The sequence below is a fragment of the Stenomitos rutilans genome, from assembly GCF_059505485.1.
Genome location: NZ_JCACKR010000119.1, coordinates 1 through 15,305, shown reverse-complemented (window position 1 = coordinate 15,305; position 15,305 = coordinate 1). Strand labels below are relative to the sequence as shown.

Here is a 15,305-nt window from a genome sequence, read left to right as displayed (position 1 = left end):
TCGGTTTCTGGATAAAACCTCCGAGGTTTGCGGTTAGCGAATGATCAGACGGCACCTCGAATGGCTTCAACAATGCCGTCGCGGAGCAAAATTTCAACCTGCATTTTTTCAATCAGGTTTTCGCCCGTTTCTACGCGGAAAATGCTGTCTATTTGACCCTGCTGGACTTCTTGATCTAGCTCTAGCATCTGGACTTGCTGAAGCTGCTGCAAAATTTGATTTTTTTGCTCCAGAAATTCGCTTTTCTTCTCATTGACCTGAATCTGAATGCTGTCGATTTGTTGCAGTGTTTCAGGGCCAGGAGGTTTGAGGCTTTGCTTCTGAATTTCAGCAATCATACGCTGCCCCTGCATTTCAAGCTGTTGAAGCTGGTTGTCAAGCTGGTTGAGCTGGGCTTGTAGCTGTTGCTGTGCGTCTTCTTTCCAGCGAGCGGTCACGATCGCCTTCACATTAACCGTGCGCTTTAGCAGCAGATGAGATTGGGAAACATCCATAAACTTGGGTCAGGAAAAAGGTTGAGGAGTTAGAGTGCGTTCGTTGGCAAGAGCAGTGTAAGACAACCGTGCTGCACCCATACAGTACATTCCACACAGTGCATTGCACCAAACAAGTGCGCTGATGCCACCCATTCAGCCATCACTATTCATTCAAGACTAGGCTTATACCTGCCAAACTACCCAACGAACATCTCGTTAATCATACCCTGGTAGCGTTCCGTCACCACATTCCGCCGGATTTTTAGCGTTTGTGTCAGCAGGCCATTTTCAATTGAAAACGGTTCCAGAATGAGCCGAAACATGCCGATGCGATCATCTGCCCGATAGCCCGGACGATTCTGCACCTCGCGAGTGAGTTCTTGACGAATGAGATCTTGCACGGGTTTGCTGTCAAGGGTGAGGGAAGAAGAGTTTTGAGTTTTGAGTTTTGAGTTTTGAGTTGCTTCTGACTCCTGACTCCCGGCTCCTAACTCCTTTCCGCTGACCGCTGACCGCTGACCGCTGACCGCTTCCGGTAGCTCCAAAGCCTTATTCTGTGCCACCGCCCATTTCTGCAACGCTTCTAAATTCGGCACAATCAGCGCGCCCAGCACTTTCTGATCTTGCCCAACCAGCATGATCTGATCGATGTAGGAGCTACGGAGACAGGCATCTTCGATCGGTTGAGGTTCGATATTTTCGCCGCTGGTGAGGACGATCGTATCTTTTGCCCGCCCGGTAATAATCAGGTCATCATGCTCAGTCACCCAACCCAGATCGCCTGTATTAAACCAACCATCGGGGTCGATCGCCTTTGCCGTTGCTTCAGGGTTTTTGTAATATCCCTGCATCACCTGCGGGCCGCGAATCAGCACCAGACCTTGCTTGTAGAGGGGTACTGGCTGGCGTGTTTCAGGCTCAACAATGCGCGTTGCGGTATCGGGTAGGGGTTGCCCATCGCCACCACGAATGTTGCGCCAGGTGCGACGGACGTGGGTAATGGGAGCGGTTTCGGTCAAGCCATAGCCACCCAAAATTTCAATACCCACCACTTCAAAAAAGTCTTCTAGGTGTTCGGCGATCGAACCACCGCCACTAACCAGAAACTTGACTTCACCACCAATCCCCTCACGGACTTGACGGTAAACCAGGCGATCGCCCAATTGATGGGGAGCCCACAGGACGGCTGCTTGAATTGCTGCTGCGAGTCGTTGGGCGATCGACGGCTTGAGATTTTCCAGGCTCACGCCGTGCAGAATCCGCCAAGCCGCAACGTAACGATGGCTCAGGTTAAAAAAGAGCTTTACCAAGCGCTGCTTTTGGGGGGGCTGATCCCGAAACTGCTTTTGTACCCCTTCGTAGATGGATTCCCACAGGCGCGGCACTGCCACCATGTAATTGGGCTTAAATTCCTTTAAGTCCTTTTTGACATAGCGGATGTTAGTATACGCCTGAGTGCAACCGTAAGCGAAGGTAAAGTACTCAAAGGAGCGTTCGTAGCAATGCCAAATCGGTAGAATGCTCAACACCCGTCCAAGCTGCGGATTCACGACCGCAGAAGCACCACTAATCTGAGACAGCAGATTGCTGTGGCTCAGCATCACCCCTTTGGGCATACCAGACGTGCCAGAGGTATACATCAGCGTTGCCAGCGCATTGCGCTCTAGCTGCACAGGCTGAAGCGGTTGCCCCGCGCCTAAAGCCATCAACTGCGAAAAGTTCAAAATTTTCAGGGTGCCGATTGATGGTGGCGTTTCGTCCGTTAGCAGCACAATGAACCGAAGTGGTAGCGCTTCCAGACCTTGCGCAAGCTTCTTCAACGTTGCCTGGTCTTGCACCACTAACGCCGTACTGTCGCTGTTCGCCAGAATAAACAGCAACTCTTCCCAATCGGCCTGAGAACCACGCACCGCATTAACCGCTCCTGCACCCATGATGCCTTGATCAGCCACAATCCAGCGCGGGTTGTTATCCGAAAACAGCGCGATGTGATCACCTTTCTGCACACCCAAGGCTTGCAACCCTGCCGCAAACTGCTGCATCTGCTGATAAAGTTCAGCATAGGTTAGCTTCACGACGGGCTGGGCGTGTGGGTCACACACTGCTGTCTGCTGGCTAAAGCGCTGTACCGCGATCGCCCACATCTCCGGCAGCGAATTTGCCTGACTGTAATCCAGTCGATTCAGGGCCTGACGCTCCTGGGCAGTCGTAGAAGCTGTGTGGGAACGATTCATCGCGTAACTCCTAAAGCTTTGACATCATCTTATGACCTGATCGGCCGATCGACGACTGAGGTTATACCGTTTCTTGGAATGTCATCTTCTTAAAATGTCATGGCTGGTGATTGCTCACTCCAGCATCCTAAGGCCACACATTTGCCAGCATCTACTCATAGCCTGGTGCAAACACACAAACTGGTCGATCGCGCCATCAAGCTGCCACGAGTAGAAGGTAAGATTAAACCAGCTTACAGCAAGGCTTTCAGGAGGCAGGAGGTAGAAGGTAAAAGGTAGAAACAACTCAAAACTCAAAACTTCTCTTCCCCGCTCATGCATCAACATTCCGCCAACTGCCATCATGCCGCGATCGACCCACAGACCAAGCAAACGCAGCTAACGATCGCCGTTCTGTTAATTGGTAGTTTTGCCGCTGCCGAACTGATGGTCGGTGTGACCAGCGGCAGTTTAGCGCTTGTGGCAGAAGCAGGGCACATGGCATCAGATAGTCTGGCGTTGGTGCTGGCACTCGTTGCGACCCGTCTCGCACAGTCGACACAACCTAGTTTGCTCAGCGATTCACTCGGCAGCATCACAGCAGACTCACCATCAGAGGCACAACCACAAACCGCCTGGGAAACTTGGGCTGCATTAGTCAACGGGCTAGGACTCATTGCGATCGCCCTGTGGATTGGTTGGGAAGCGCTACAACGTCTGCAAAGCCCTCCGGACGAGATCGCTAGCCTGCCCATGCTCATTACAGCAAGCGTTGGTCTAATTGTGAACAGTATCAACATCGCTCTTCTGCATCGCGGCAGTCAGTATGATCTCAACCTGCGAGGAGCCTTTCTGCACGTGCTGGCCGATGCCATGAGCTGCATTGGGGTTATTGTTGCTGCGATCGCCGTCGCCCTGCTGCACTGGTTCTGGGCAGATGGAGCAATCAGCTTAGCGATCGCTGCCATGATTCTGTTCGGCGCGGTGCCGCTGGTCGTGAGAAGTGCATACAGCTTAAGCAAGGAGGTAGAAGCCAGGGAGCAAGAAGCTGAATAAAGCGTCGAGAGTCAAGCTTAAATCAGCACTTCCAACAGAAAGACGCCGAAGCGTTCTCAGCACTCGACGCTCAACACTTAAAACGGTTCCTCTCATCCCAATCTCCTCAAGACCGTATAAAACTTTAGACATTAGGGCACTCTATGAGAAGGAGTGTTTACAATTGAACTGTCTGTATAGCGTGTACTGGATGACCACTTTGTATTGATCTTTTGACCTTTGAGGTTTTTTTGCTTTAAAGGAGGCAAAAGCGGTCTTTTGCGATCGAACACGCTCAACGCTTCATTTACAGACTGTTTAATCCCTTCATAAACGCCATGCACCTACGATGACTGCTCTCACATAGCCTGTACGCTGCTTGCCAGTCGAAACTTCATGGAAAACGACTTACTGACATCAGAACTGAGAGGACAGCGCACACTCGCCACAGTAGTGTTTACCGATTGTGTTGGGTTTAGTGCCAGGATGTCTGTCGATGAAGACCATACCCTTGACTTAATTCGCCGCGATCTCAAGTACATGAAGCAGTTGTGCAGCCAGTACGAAGGACGCGTCTTAAAATCCACTGGTGATGGCTTGCTCATGTGCTTTATCAGCGCGGTCAAAGCCGTCGAGTGTGCAATGGAGATTCAAAAAAATCTGACCGAAAAAGTCGCTCAACTTGCGCCTGAAGATGCACTTGAACATCGCATTGGCATTCATTTGGCAGACATGTTCATTACAGAAACCGACGTAATGGGCAATGGCGTAAACATCGCGGCACGTCTACAAACGGAAGCAGAACCAGGCGGCATCTGCATTTCTCAAACCGTCTTTGATGTGATCAAAGCCAGCCTACACGTCGAAAGCGACTACCTTGGCCCACGCGAACTCAAAAACATTCGTGAAGTCGTGCCGGTCTATCGGATTCTGATGTCGCCAGAATCCAAGGTGCTAAATCCACACCTCGTTGCGATTCGCAATCTGGAGCAAAGCCGCAACCTGCTTCGCGTTAAAAAGCTTTTATTCTACGCTTGTAAAAACAGTTGGGAGAGCGATCACAACAAGCTGAATTTGCTGAATCTTGCGGATCAGATTCAAGAAGTGATGCTGCTGGCACCGACACCAGAGCGCCTTAGATTTTTTTTGGATGCCGCTGTTAGAACCCTCAGCAAGCCCGCCGAATACTCTCTAATTGCAAACATCATTGTCAAAGAAGTCAGCCGCCTGTACCCAACTGCAGTCGATCGCGATGAGGATCCCACCTGCTACAACCTGACACCAGAGAATCTGTCATCGCCTCAGTCGATCAATGCCCTTTACGAAAAGCTTGCCGCCGAACTCGAAGCCACTGGCAACGGTACCCGCATTAAGAAACTTGCTTTTTATGTCTGTAAACGGCGCTGGGAGAATGATCAGAGTCAGTTAGATGGGGTTCGTCTGCAAGACTTGATTGCAGAGCTGCATCAATCCATGCCAACGCTGGAACGGCTCACGATCGCGATCGATAGCTTCGTTCAAACGCTCAGCAAGCAAGCCGAATACTCACTCATCGCCAATGCTATTACCAGTAAACTCAAGCGGCTTTATGACGCATCGACACCAGAGTCTGCAACAGCTCAGCCTCAACCACCACAAGCGTTAGCACCGTTAGATGCCTCACCCCCTTCCACAGAGCCGACCACGCTGTATGCGGCGATCGCCCATAGCCTGGAGCCAGAGCCAAATCTCCTGCGGATTAAAAAATTGTTGCTTTACGTCTGCTGCCGCCAATGGGAAACCGACACCAGCAAGTTGGAACAGTTGCCTCTAGAAAGCCTGCTGCAAAACGTGCATCAAATGACGCGCACCGTCGAGCAACTCGAAACGGCTATGCAAGCTGTGGTCAAAACGCTGAACAAGCAGGATGAATACCGCGCGATCGCCCAGATAATCGTTGCCAAGCTGGAGCCGCTCTACCCTAGCTATCAGACTGCACCAGAGCCACCACCCAACGACGTAGCAGAGACCGCTTTTGAGGTTGCAGCAGTAGAACAGCCGATGGTAGTAGAAGCCAGCGATCGAGTGATTGCCATTTCATCTCCCTCTCCATCCCAAAACGCTTCCCTGAACTTGTTCGATTTTCGGCTCGGCATTATGAAGTATGCCAACCCTCTACAAGCAAAAATTTTGCTCTTCTCCGCACTACACGAACCGTTTGATTTCACCCATCAAGCCTGGAGCACCCTGAAACAGCATGACTTGGATAGCTTGTTGAGCCATGTCCTGAGCCTTTGCAAAACCTACACGGATCTAGAAGCTTGCCTTTTTGGCGCTGCACGCCGATTGCCAGAACCAGAAGCAATGGTGCAAACGGCCGAAGCGGTGATCAAATGCCTCCGTACCTACTACCTGTACAGCAGCACGCGGCAATTGGAGGCTCTTACCGACCCGACCCAACTCAAACTTGATGACTTTGAGGAGACGACCTTAGAATTTGCCAGCATTGCGGATGAAGAGGACTATACCTGCCAACTTTTGCCGCCAGCCTCTGAGCCAACTGGCATTTTTGATGGGTCTACACCAGAGGACCATGTACCCCTTCCAGCTACTTCGATCGTCGAAACTAACCGCACGATCGCACCCGCAACCAGTTTGCCCTCTGTCTCAACAGCCGTGGACTAAAAGTGGCTCAAGCTGCAAACCGTAAGTCGTAAAAACCAATGGGCACACTAGGCAGATAACCAGACCTTTCCTTCCGAACACTGCGCGCAGTCACGCCGTTCAAGCTGTTGGAGAACTAGACTGCTGGCACCATCAGCAAACACCTTAGAATCGCTGGAACGACACATACGATGGATGCGATCGAGCTACTGCAACGCTACAGAGCAGGCGAAACCGACTTTCGAGGTGCCAATCTCTGTGGCGTTGATCTAGGCGGAGCTGACCTGATTGGCGCAGACCTCACAGGTACTGATCTGCGTGGAGCAAATTTGGTTTTGGCTTACCTCAATCGCGTGAACCTGAGCAAGGCAAACTTGATCGGCACTCGTCTTAGCGGTGCCAATTTGAGTCAAGCTGACCTGATTAACGCCAAACTACGCGATGCCGACCTCCACGGTGCGATCCTCTACGGTGCGGATTTGCGGGGGGCCGATATTACCCTGGCAACCCTTCTTGATGCCAACCTGATTAGTGCAGATCTGCGCAGCGTGAACTTAGGCAGCGCAAATCTCCGGGGAGCCTGTTTGCGGGGTGCCAACCTGCGGTACGAGAAACGCTGCTACGACGGTGCTAACTTGCGTGGGGTTGATTTACGCCATGCCGACCTGCGAGGTGCCAATCTCAATGGTGCAGACCTGACCAAAGCCGATTTGCGCCGTGCCAACTTGACTGAAACCAGTCTGCGAGAAGCCAACCTTACGGAAGCCAATCTGATCGGAGCCACGCTACAAAGTAGCTTCCTGACCGATGCTGTTCTCGTTGACGCAGATCTCAGTCAAGCCAATCTGACGAACGCCAAGTTGGAACGCGCCAACCTTACCGACGCAACCTTAAAAAACGTCAATCTGACGGAAGCCAACCTGACCCAAGCTACGTTAAGTAAAGTCAATTTTGCTTACGCAATCATGCGACGAGCTCGGTTTAATCGAGCAGACTTGAGTCGAACAACCTTGCATCATGCTGACTTGACCGAGGCAACCCTCATTGAAGCCTATCTTGGACGTGCTGACTTGCGCGATGCAAACCTGACTGATGCAAATCTGGCAAAAGCGGAACTAAGTAGCGCTAATTTAATTGGAACTAACCTTCAAGGCGCAACATTACCCGATGGGTCAACGCACGAATGATTGCCCGTTATCCTCTGCTCTCCGTATTCTTTCCTGCCCGTAAAACCGATGAGGCAGAAAGTTCAGTAATCTCTCCTGCTCCTAGACGTTCATCCCTTCAAATGTTAGGGAACGATGGGTATAGTTGAAAGCCACTCCTCAAAGGCCCTGAGGTTCGACTGAGGTTTGGCAAGAGTTCTACGGTGACACACGGGGGACAAAGGCTCGGAATGATACACCCTGATAATCGGTTGTTTTGTCGCCTTGACGGTGAAACTGTTGCAGCACGAGAGCAGCGGCGCATGTTGGCGATCGCAGAACTGGGACTACTCGATCTGGGGCAAGTTGCTGTCTTTGATGAAGCAACTCAGGTAGCTGCACACTTCTTAAACACGCCTGTTTCTGTCCTGAGCTTAATGGATCAGCACAGCCAACACTTCAAGTCCTCTACAGGACTGTCCCGGCTAGGGCTAATGAACGAGCTGGCAACATCGCGTCAATTACCGCGCAGTGAATCGTTTTGTACGCATGTGGTGGATAGCCATCAAGTGTTGGCGATCGAAGACACGTTTACCCATCCGGCCTTTGCAAACAGCCTGTTAACCCAGCAGTACGGCGTCCGGGCGTATCTCAGCGTGCCTCTAACAACGTCCGTGGGGTTCTGTATTGGTACATTGGCGGTGATGGACTTGAGACCCCACCTCTTTACTCACAAAGACATTGAGTTTCTAGAGCTGACTGCTCGCTGGAGCATGAGCGAATTTGAACGCCAGCAAACCCTAAAACAGCAGGCAATCTTGCCAACGCTGGACAAGAGTAGCGTGCGCAAAAGCGTTGCCAAAGTGGCTGATATAAAAGTCTCTGACCATACCGCGACAACGGACCTTGCCAGCACCACGATCGCCAGCCAACTAAAAGTGGAGTTACTAAGCCAATTGACACAAGAGTTGTGCACACCCCTCACTTCAGTCATGGGGATGGCTAGCGTACTCACCCGCGAAATCTACGGCCCGCTCACCAGCAAGCAAAAGGAATATCTAGGGATTATCCACCATAGTGGACAATACTTGCTATCGCTGGTCAATGAGATCTTAGAACTCTCAAACCTCAAAGACAGCAGCCAGTTGCAGCTTGTCTCCGTCGATATTGAAATGTTGTGTCAGCAAGCAATTAACACCCTGACTCAAGCAGCCCATCGCCGCGAACAACAAATTTCCCTATCTGTAGAACCGGGGCGACGAATCTGGCTCTTAGACAAGGACAAAGTCCGGCAAATGCTCTACCATCTGGTGTTTAGCGTAATTCACGCCTCCAATGCTGGTAGCATTATTCGCATTCATGTGTCTCATCGCAACAACAATCTCATTCTGTCCGTATGGGTGTCGCATCCCTGGCTTGGAGAAGGTCTCCCCTATCCAGAGGTCAATGCTCAGGCTGCGGCACTTCCCTTGCCATTACCGATCGCATACAGCACCGACTTAGACAGGCCGACAGGTTACCACTCGTCTCATTCAGCACTCAATGATGAGGTATCTCTGAGAAGCACCGCAGCGAAAACGGCAACTGCCACCGAGCGCCTTAATGTGGTGTTAGAAGAGGCAAAGACCCCGTCCAACCGAAATCTTGGCTTACTGCTCAGCCGCCATCTAGCTGAAATGCACAATGGTCAAATTACAATTCAGAACACCTCTGAAACTGGCTATCGCTATGTCATCAGCTTGCCTCAAAAGACTGATCAGCCTGACACAATAAACGGGTTTACCCCCTGATCTCAATACCCCTAGATGATCCGGCACAGTGCAACTGCTATTTGGCCTCACGGCTACTTCACTGCGGTTGCCTTTTATACAAGTCAGAAGTGATTCAATCAGGCGAACCACCAAGCTACGTAAGCATCGCAATCAAGCCATGCAAAGACGCTAGCTTTAGCATCCAGCCCAACGTCGCTGGAGCGTGCAGTGGGATAACCTCTTCAGAACCCAAAAGCGTTGTGGTTAAGGGGGCTTTCACCCCTTCTGTCGTGCTAAACAGGTTGGAGCCGCAGCTCTTCATTTTTTTGAACTGATGCGCCACATGGCTTCTAGCATGGCAATCTGTCGTTTCAGCAGACGCGATCGCTGGCACGCACGATACCGCTTGTAGCCCAGCGCTAATAGAGACACACTAAGCGCTACAGCAACAATCACGCTCCCAAGCATCGCATCGTTGGGGATGCTATTTGCTGAAGGGGCGGCCTGATTTGGCAAGCTGGCGGGTACAGATGATGTGGCGCTTGGAGCTGAAGAAGAGGAGTTTGGCATGAAAGATCCATTGGATGAGGGGCAAGCATCACAGCATTCATCAACCAATGCAACGTGTGGCTGGGCTGATGAAACACTTGTCTACTTTTCCACACCAGCGCACTGCAATTCCGCAACGAATATTAGGTTTGCCGAGAAATTCACAACATTCGCCCAAAAATTTACCCAAGGTTGACAGAGCTGTTCTGATTTAGTACAATTGAACTATAACCTCATTACTCCTTTACAGGTTTAAGCTCCCACCGACCTCCGGGGGCTTATTTTTTTATCTCATCGTAGGTTGCTCTCAAGACGTGATTAGCTGAGGGTCATGGTGATAATTACACCCATCAGGTAATGCCAATTTGAATTGAAAATGCGACACATCCTGTAGGGGCAAGGCAATGCCTTGCCCCTACCCACCGATTGATCTGTAGCCGTCATTCTTTAAATCGATATAAGCCTTTTTCTAGTGGTGACGTCAGTGGTTGAGTTGGGGATTGAAGTTGGTAGTTAGAGTTGGGCTAAGCAAAGCTACAGTCTCCAAAAGCTGCTTGTCTCATGAACTGTCCTATGTGCTCAGTTAGTAGCCTGCTGTTGGGTGAACCCTAATGAAAGACTGTGTAAACCTTGCGCCCATACTCACAGAAGGCGCTCACAGCAAAAGGGCATCACAGCAAGAGGGCCAATTAGGAGGGCGGCTACGTTGCTGCAAGTCGCTAAAGTTTAAGCTTGAGGTTAAAGCATTGGCAACTTCGGTTAAACTGGCAACGCTTGTAGCTGATGATACGGCTTTCTCTACTACCCATTCACCGCTTATTTCCCCACTAGCGCTATGTCAATCAAAAACCTTGTTTCTCTCGGTTTGCTAGTCTTCTTGCCGATTTCCATTGTGGCAGAGTCTCTAGAGTGGGATGCTTTAGTGGTTTTTATTACGTCTGCTATCGCGATTGTGCCACTAGCCATTTGGCTGAGCACCGCAACTGAGGAAGTTGCCGTAGCAACGGGGCCATCAATTGGCGGGCTGCTGAATGCCGTTTTTGGCAATGCCACCGAGTTAATTATTGCGCTATCCGCTTTAAAGGCAGGCTTGGTTGACATCGTTAAAGCCAGCATTACAGGGACGATTATCAGCAATTTGTTGTTGGTTATGGGGCTATCCATGTTTCTGGGTGGTTTGCGCTATAAGGAGCAAGAATTTCAGCCGATCGTGGCGCGGGTGAATGGTTCGACGATGACGCTTGCAGTGACGGCAATTGTGCTCCCGGCGATGGTCATTTCAACCTCAAATGTCGTGGAGCAGGTGACTGTGAATCGCCTTTCAATCACAGTGGCGATCGTGCTGATTGTGGTCTATGCACTCACGCTGTTATTTTCCTTAAAGACTCACAGCTATCTCTACGATGTAGGAGTCGTCGAGCTAGAAGCCGAACAAGGAGATGATGCCAGTGCCCCTGCAACCTTGCATCACCACAAACCCAACTTACCGCTTTGGATCGGAGTGCTGCTGGTAGCGACGATCGCCGTCGCGTTTGAATCTGAGATTTTTGTTGGCGCAGTGGAAGAAGCGACAAAAGGGTTAGGGCTAACACCACTGTTCACAGGCGTGATCCTGCTGCCGTTAGTCGGTGGAGCCGCAGAGTATGTTACAGCGGTGCGCGTTGCGATCAAAAATAATATGGATCTCTCCGTATCTGTGGCAATGGGATCAAGTTTGCTGGTGGCACTACTCGTTGCGCCCATTCTGGTGTTAGTGGGTCAGGCGATCGAGCAACCAATGGATTTAAGCTTCAACCTATTTGAAGTTGTTGCCATCATTATCGCAGTCGCACTGGCAAACCTTATCAGTCTCGACGGGCGCTCCAACTGGCTTGAGGGCGTGCTGCTGCTGGCAACCTACGCCGTTTTAGGAGCTGCTTTCTACTTCCATCCAGCGTAGGAAGAAGCAGGGCAGCGTTAGTGAAACCCAACCAAAGCAAGTTCGGCGTTGGTTTCCACCCCGTTCGACTAAACCGACCGCAAACGATCTGTCAGCCCAGCAGGCTCTCTACCTTTTACCTTTTGCTTTTTTGATCCAAAAGCCTAAAACGCTTGCAGCAACGATCGCGCCGCCGATCTCAGATGGTTCAGGGACAGCCGCGACACCTGTACTGGGGGGAGGTGGTGCAGGTATATCAGCTGCGTTGATGTACGAAACAGTCCCAACTTGTAACCCATTCTCGCTAGCGGAACTACCGATTGCACCAGCGTAAAATGCATCTTTGTAGATACGAAAACCGAGCGCATTTTGGGGTGGTTGGAATAGGGACGGTACGACAAGAAAATCTAGCCCAGTCAATTTACCATTTGTAAAAAGAGCAGCTGGATAGTCAGGCTCATATACCTTGTCACCATAATTCAAATCGTTTTTTTCGGTATAGATATTGTTTAGAAAGTTGAATGTAAGAGTCAAATCTCCTCTTGAAGCAGAGGCATATTGTTCGCTGCTAGTTTCTATTACTCCAATGGAGCTGTAAGGTGTTAAGACATCGGTGTCATAGGTGAAACTACCTTGCTCAGTCATACCGCTGAGCAAACCCTGTACTTCGTAGGCATTGCTAGTAATTTGAACAGTAAAGTTATAAGTGACTCCAAAGGCGTAAGCGGGTTTGTCTCCTGTTAAAAGTCCAACAGTGATCAGGCCTGCGATCGCTGCCCAGCGTAATGTGGCTGTCTTGTTAGGTGTAGGCTTTCGTAGAATAGGCATGGCTAATCAGATGCTTTGATGCGAAAGGCTTGACACAATCACAATGCTTGTTGAAAGGAGAGCAATTACCCAGCAGTACTTGTTCTCTTAAAACTTGCGACGATATACACCTACACGCGTAAGAAGAGTTGCTTTTTGGTGACTTAATCAGTACTGCATTCAAATTGAAAAATGAGAACCATTCTTAAAGACACTTACAGTGCTCAGGGATTTAAAGATAATCTGTAGAATTACTGGCTGAAGGTCTACTGCAACAGCAAGTACACGCCACATTTGTAAACTAACTAATTCTTAATCGCGTTGCCTAGTGCGATTACGGAGACTTTATTAAGCGCGTCTCTGCCAAAAGCAAACACTTGCCTGACAAACGCTTGAACGACATGGATTTACGAGAGCTTGTTAGTTCCCTGCCTTGAATTTGCGTGCGAATGCCTTATAAAGACTGCATAAAGTAAGCAGGATTGGGAAACTTATAGCAATCACAAGCTTGCAGCACTAGATGACTAACCCTCATCTCCTCGAACTTTCTTCCGTAGAGACACGGGGAACCAAACAAACGTTTTCTCTCACTTGAGGGAAGCAGCTTAAAGCGTATGGCAGGCAATAGACGGGGAAGGAAGCTGATTGGCTAACAAAACGCCTGAAACTCTTTGAATCTCGTAAGTTGGGCAAAGCCGTTCCGACATGCCAGAAAAGCGTTAGCCTAATCCAGCCAATCTTGATTGGCGTTGGGGTTCATGCCGTTCAACCCAACCGACAACAAAAGACCTCTCATACCAATTTGAATTGAAAATGCGACACATCCTGTAGGGGCAAGGCATTGCCTTGCCCCTACCCACCGATTGATCTGTAGCCGTCATTCTTTAAATCGGTATCAGACACACAAGTTTAAGCGCTCAGTCGCATTACAGCACGACGGCCTGTAATGCGACTGAGCAGTGCTTTAAAGCTTCTTTGCTCGTGGCTTATCCGCGCTGAACGGCAACGCGATCGCACCAAGTTCACTTAAGGGACTCAAGACAGCTTGCAGTCCCTTAAGTGGATGAACGACTCGTTGACGCTTCCATGTAGCCACTCCCTACCTATCCTTTTGATCTGGGCCAACCAATAGCTCAATGACGATCGCCATAAATTGATCAATATCTGTCGGTTTTATCAGTGTGCGCTGAAACCCTGCTGACAAAGTTTTTAGACGCGACTGCTCATCGGCAAAACCTGTAATCGCTATAGCCGGGATCTGGGCAGTCGCTTCTGCTGCCAACGCCCTCACCTGACGAAGCAGTGTGTAGCCATCAATACCTGGAAGCCCAATGTCACTGATAAGCAGGTCAAACGGTTCGCTTACTATCACTATCAACGCTGCCTGGGCCGAAGCCACTTCACATACCATTGCACCCATTTCAGTAAGGATGAAGTTCAACAGCGCTCCTGTGTCGGGATCATCCTCTACAACCAGCACCCGTAGACCATCTAGGATCGGTAAAACAATTGGTGCCCCGTATTCTCCACAATTGGTTGAGTTCACTCTAGATAGCAACCCTCTTGTGTTGTGAAACTTTCTGTCTCGTCAGATTTGATGAGCTGAGCGTAGAGGTGAGGCCAGACTGAATAAAGCAATTAACTTTAGCCACAAGAAAAAGTCCAGCGAAAGCTCAAGATTGTGAACGAAATAAAGCCGTAACTTCTAAGGGTAGGCTTAGCAGCATAGTCTGCCTTTACCCTGCTCTATCTAAGGGATCATGTAGTTGCTGATAAAAGGCATGATCATTGCTACACATAGCAACTTTGATTAAATCCCTTCTTTAATAGAAGCTCCAGCTTCAATGAATCCTACTCAGAATTACAACATTTTGATTGTCGACGACATTGCCGACAATCTCGTTTTAATGAAACTTCTTTTAGAAATCGAAGGCTACCAGGTTGATGTAGCTAGTAGTGGCAGTACGGCGATCTCCAAAATTGAAGCCTCGCCACCAGATCTTGTGCTGTTGGATGTCATGATGCCTGACATGAGCGGTCTTGAAGTGACGCAGCGCTTGCGTGGCAGTAAAAGTTTTTCGTTGCTGCCGATCGTACTAATTACGGCTGATCGAGCGATCGACTTCGAGCAGGCGCGAGCAGCGGGAGCGAATGATTTAATTTGTAAGCCAGTTGATATGGATGAACTCCTTATCAGGATTGGCAACTTGTGTCAGTGACTTGACTTTCTGCTAACAAACATAACTATTTATGAGTTAGATTTCTGTACGGTTTTAGACGGTGGCCCCTGTGATTCTATTCTTTCGATGCGGTTTCTTCACTAGATGAGATGACCAATCAATTCTTGTGTGAGTGAAAAGGTATCTGACTGCATACAATCAGACACTAACAGCAGCCAGCAGGCTAGCCACTCTTCGGTTGTATGAAACCGATTGCAAACGCTTGTCTGTAGCACCTGAGTCAATAGTGCCTGGAAGTAGCGGAGCCGCACCTTTTGAAGGGCACCGCCGCGATCGAGCTCGCTTTGGATGGCTGACACTTTCACACGCCATCCCTCACCAGCAACTTGCACAAAAGCACGATGGGCTTTGGTCATACCGCTGATCAGAGCTGGCATGCCCGCCACCCCTTCCTGCCTGACTAAACCAGCTTCCATTGTTGAGCCATCTTCTAGAGTAGAAACTAACGAGATGATGGCATTGCGCGGAAAGTAATACCAAATTAAACAAGGCCTGCGACAGATAGGGCCTCGACGATAAAGCGAAAGC

Annotated in this window: 14 protein-coding genes; 7 read left to right on the top strand and 7 right to left on the bottom strand. The window is 49.9% G+C overall.

Annotated features, from left to right (window positions below):
- Window positions 1-44: 44 nt before the first annotated feature.
- Both AC5JLP_RS25805 and AC5JLP_RS25800 read right to left on the bottom strand, forming a co-directional pair.
- Window positions 45-494, bottom strand: a complete 450-nt coding sequence (locus AC5JLP_RS25805) for a YlqD family protein (RefSeq protein WP_496070704.1) — start codon at window positions 492-494, stop codon at window positions 45-47.
- A gap of 179 nt (window positions 495-673) precedes the next feature.
- Window positions 674-2,710 (bottom strand): AMP-binding protein, encoded by a 2,037-nt coding sequence (locus AC5JLP_RS25800; RefSeq protein ID WP_496070703.1) that lies wholly within the window; start codon window positions 2,708-2,710, stop codon window positions 674-676.
- Window positions 2,711-3,025: 315 nt separating this feature from the next.
- On the opposite strand from AC5JLP_RS25800, the gene AC5JLP_RS25795 reads away from it, so the two are divergent.
- The 4 genes from AC5JLP_RS25795 to AC5JLP_RS25780 all read left to right on the top strand — a co-directional run bounded on the left by AC5JLP_RS25795 (window position 3,026) and on the right by AC5JLP_RS25780 (window position 9,302).
- Window positions 3,026-3,745: a cation diffusion facilitator family transporter gene (locus AC5JLP_RS25795; protein ID WP_496070702.1), complete on the top strand. Its 720-nt coding sequence runs from the start codon at window positions 3,026-3,028 to the stop codon at window positions 3,743-3,745.
- A 375-nt stretch (window positions 3,746-4,120) separates the two neighbouring features.
- Window positions 4,121-6,388 carry an adenylate/guanylate cyclase domain-containing protein gene (locus AC5JLP_RS25790; protein WP_496070701.1) on the top strand — a complete coding sequence of 756 codons (2,268 nt, stop codon included), beginning with the start codon at window positions 4,121-4,123 and terminating at the stop codon, window positions 6,386-6,388.
- 170 nt (window positions 6,389-6,558) lie between these two features.
- Window positions 6,559-7,554, top strand: a complete 996-nt coding sequence (locus tag AC5JLP_RS25785) for a pentapeptide repeat-containing protein (protein WP_496070700.1) — start codon at window positions 6,559-6,561, stop codon at window positions 7,552-7,554.
- A gap of 209 nt (window positions 7,555-7,763) precedes the next feature.
- Complete coding sequence (locus tag AC5JLP_RS25780) at window positions 7,764-9,302, top strand: GAF domain-containing sensor histidine kinase (protein WP_496070699.1); 1,539 nt, start codon at window positions 7,764-7,766, stop codon at window positions 9,300-9,302.
- A gap of 279 nt (window positions 9,303-9,581) precedes the next feature.
- Here the strand turns inward: AC5JLP_RS25780 and AC5JLP_RS25775 are convergent, their stop codons facing one another.
- Entirely contained in the window at window positions 9,582-9,833 is a 252-nt protein-coding gene (locus tag AC5JLP_RS25775) for a hypothetical protein (RefSeq protein WP_496070698.1), read from the bottom strand.
- Here AC5JLP_RS25775 and AC5JLP_RS25770 point away from each other — a divergent pair.
- Both AC5JLP_RS25770 and cax read left to right on the top strand, forming a co-directional pair.
- On the top strand, window positions 9,832-10,008 hold the full coding sequence (locus tag AC5JLP_RS25770; protein ID WP_496070697.1) for a hypothetical protein: 177 nt from the start codon (window positions 9,832-9,834) through the stop codon (window positions 10,006-10,008). The genes AC5JLP_RS25775 and AC5JLP_RS25770 overlap by 2 nt on opposite strands.
- Window positions 10,009-10,647: 639 nt before the next feature.
- A complete protein-coding gene (gene cax / locus AC5JLP_RS25765) occupies window positions 10,648-11,751 on the top strand; it encodes a calcium/proton exchanger (RefSeq protein ID WP_496070696.1) in 1,104 nt (367 codons plus the stop codon).
- Window positions 11,752-11,859: 108 nt separating this feature from the next.
- Here cax and AC5JLP_RS25760 read toward each other — a convergent pair whose 3' ends face one another.
- The 3 genes from AC5JLP_RS25760 to AC5JLP_RS25750 all read right to left on the bottom strand — a co-directional run bounded on the left by AC5JLP_RS25760 (window position 11,860) and on the right by AC5JLP_RS25750 (window position 14,083).
- The gene (locus tag AC5JLP_RS25760; RefSeq protein ID WP_496070695.1) at window positions 11,860-12,558 is read right to left on the bottom strand and encodes a hypothetical protein; all 699 of its coding nucleotides are present in this window, start codon (window positions 12,556-12,558) and stop codon (window positions 11,860-11,862) included.
- A gap of 943 nt (window positions 12,559-13,501) precedes the next feature.
- Complete coding sequence (locus tag AC5JLP_RS25755) at window positions 13,502-13,633, bottom strand: hypothetical protein (protein ID WP_496070694.1); 132 nt, start codon at window positions 13,631-13,633, stop codon at window positions 13,502-13,504.
- Between the two features lie 3 nt (window positions 13,634-13,636).
- Entirely contained in the window at window positions 13,637-14,083 is a 447-nt protein-coding gene (locus AC5JLP_RS25750) for a response regulator (RefSeq protein WP_496070693.1), read from the bottom strand.
- A 298-nt stretch (window positions 14,084-14,381) separates the two neighbouring features.
- On the opposite strand from AC5JLP_RS25750, the gene AC5JLP_RS25745 reads away from it, so the two are divergent.
- Window positions 14,382-14,756 carry a response regulator gene (locus tag AC5JLP_RS25745; RefSeq protein ID WP_496070692.1) on the top strand — a complete coding sequence of 125 codons (375 nt, stop codon included), beginning with the start codon at window positions 14,382-14,384 and terminating at the stop codon, window positions 14,754-14,756.
- 101 nt (window positions 14,757-14,857) lie between these two features.
- Here the strand turns inward: AC5JLP_RS25745 and AC5JLP_RS25740 are convergent.
- On the bottom strand, window positions 14,858-15,305 hold a 448-nt coding region (locus AC5JLP_RS25740), incomplete at its 5' end, for a Crp/Fnr family transcriptional regulator (RefSeq protein WP_496070691.1).

What these genes read in the sequence shown, in the direction of transcription:
- AC5JLP_RS25805 (WP_496070704.1), bottom strand. Translation starts at nt 494, where the DNA reads ATGGATGTTTCCCAATCTCATCTGCTGCTAAAGCGCACGGTTAATGTG.
- AC5JLP_RS25800 (WP_496070703.1), bottom strand. Translation starts at nt 2,710, where the DNA reads ATGAATCGTTCCCACACAGCTTCTACGACTGCCCAGGAGCGTCAGGCC.
- AC5JLP_RS25795 (WP_496070702.1), top strand. Translation starts at nt 3,026, where the DNA reads ATGCATCAACATTCCGCCAACTGCCATCATGCCGCGATCGACCCACAG.
- AC5JLP_RS25790 (WP_496070701.1), top strand. Translation starts at nt 4,121, where the DNA reads ATGGAAAACGACTTACTGACATCAGAACTGAGAGGACAGCGCACACTC.
- AC5JLP_RS25785 (WP_496070700.1), top strand. Translation starts at nt 6,559, where the DNA reads ATGGATGCGATCGAGCTACTGCAACGCTACAGAGCAGGCGAAACCGAC.
- AC5JLP_RS25780 (WP_496070699.1), top strand. Translation starts at nt 7,764, where the DNA reads ATGATACACCCTGATAATCGGTTGTTTTGTCGCCTTGACGGTGAAACT.
- AC5JLP_RS25770 (WP_496070697.1), top strand. Translation starts at nt 9,832, where the DNA reads ATGAAAGATCCATTGGATGAGGGGCAAGCATCACAGCATTCATCAACC.
- AC5JLP_RS25775 (WP_496070698.1), bottom strand. Translation starts at nt 9,833, where the DNA reads ATGCCAAACTCCTCTTCTTCAGCTCCAAGCGCCACATCATCTGTACCC.
- cax (WP_496070696.1), top strand. Translation starts at nt 10,648, where the DNA reads ATGTCAATCAAAAACCTTGTTTCTCTCGGTTTGCTAGTCTTCTTGCCG.
- AC5JLP_RS25760 (WP_496070695.1), bottom strand. Translation starts at nt 12,558, where the DNA reads ATGCCTATTCTACGAAAGCCTACACCTAACAAGACAGCCACATTACGC.
- AC5JLP_RS25745 (WP_496070692.1), top strand. Translation starts at nt 14,382, where the DNA reads ATGAATCCTACTCAGAATTACAACATTTTGATTGTCGACGACATTGCC.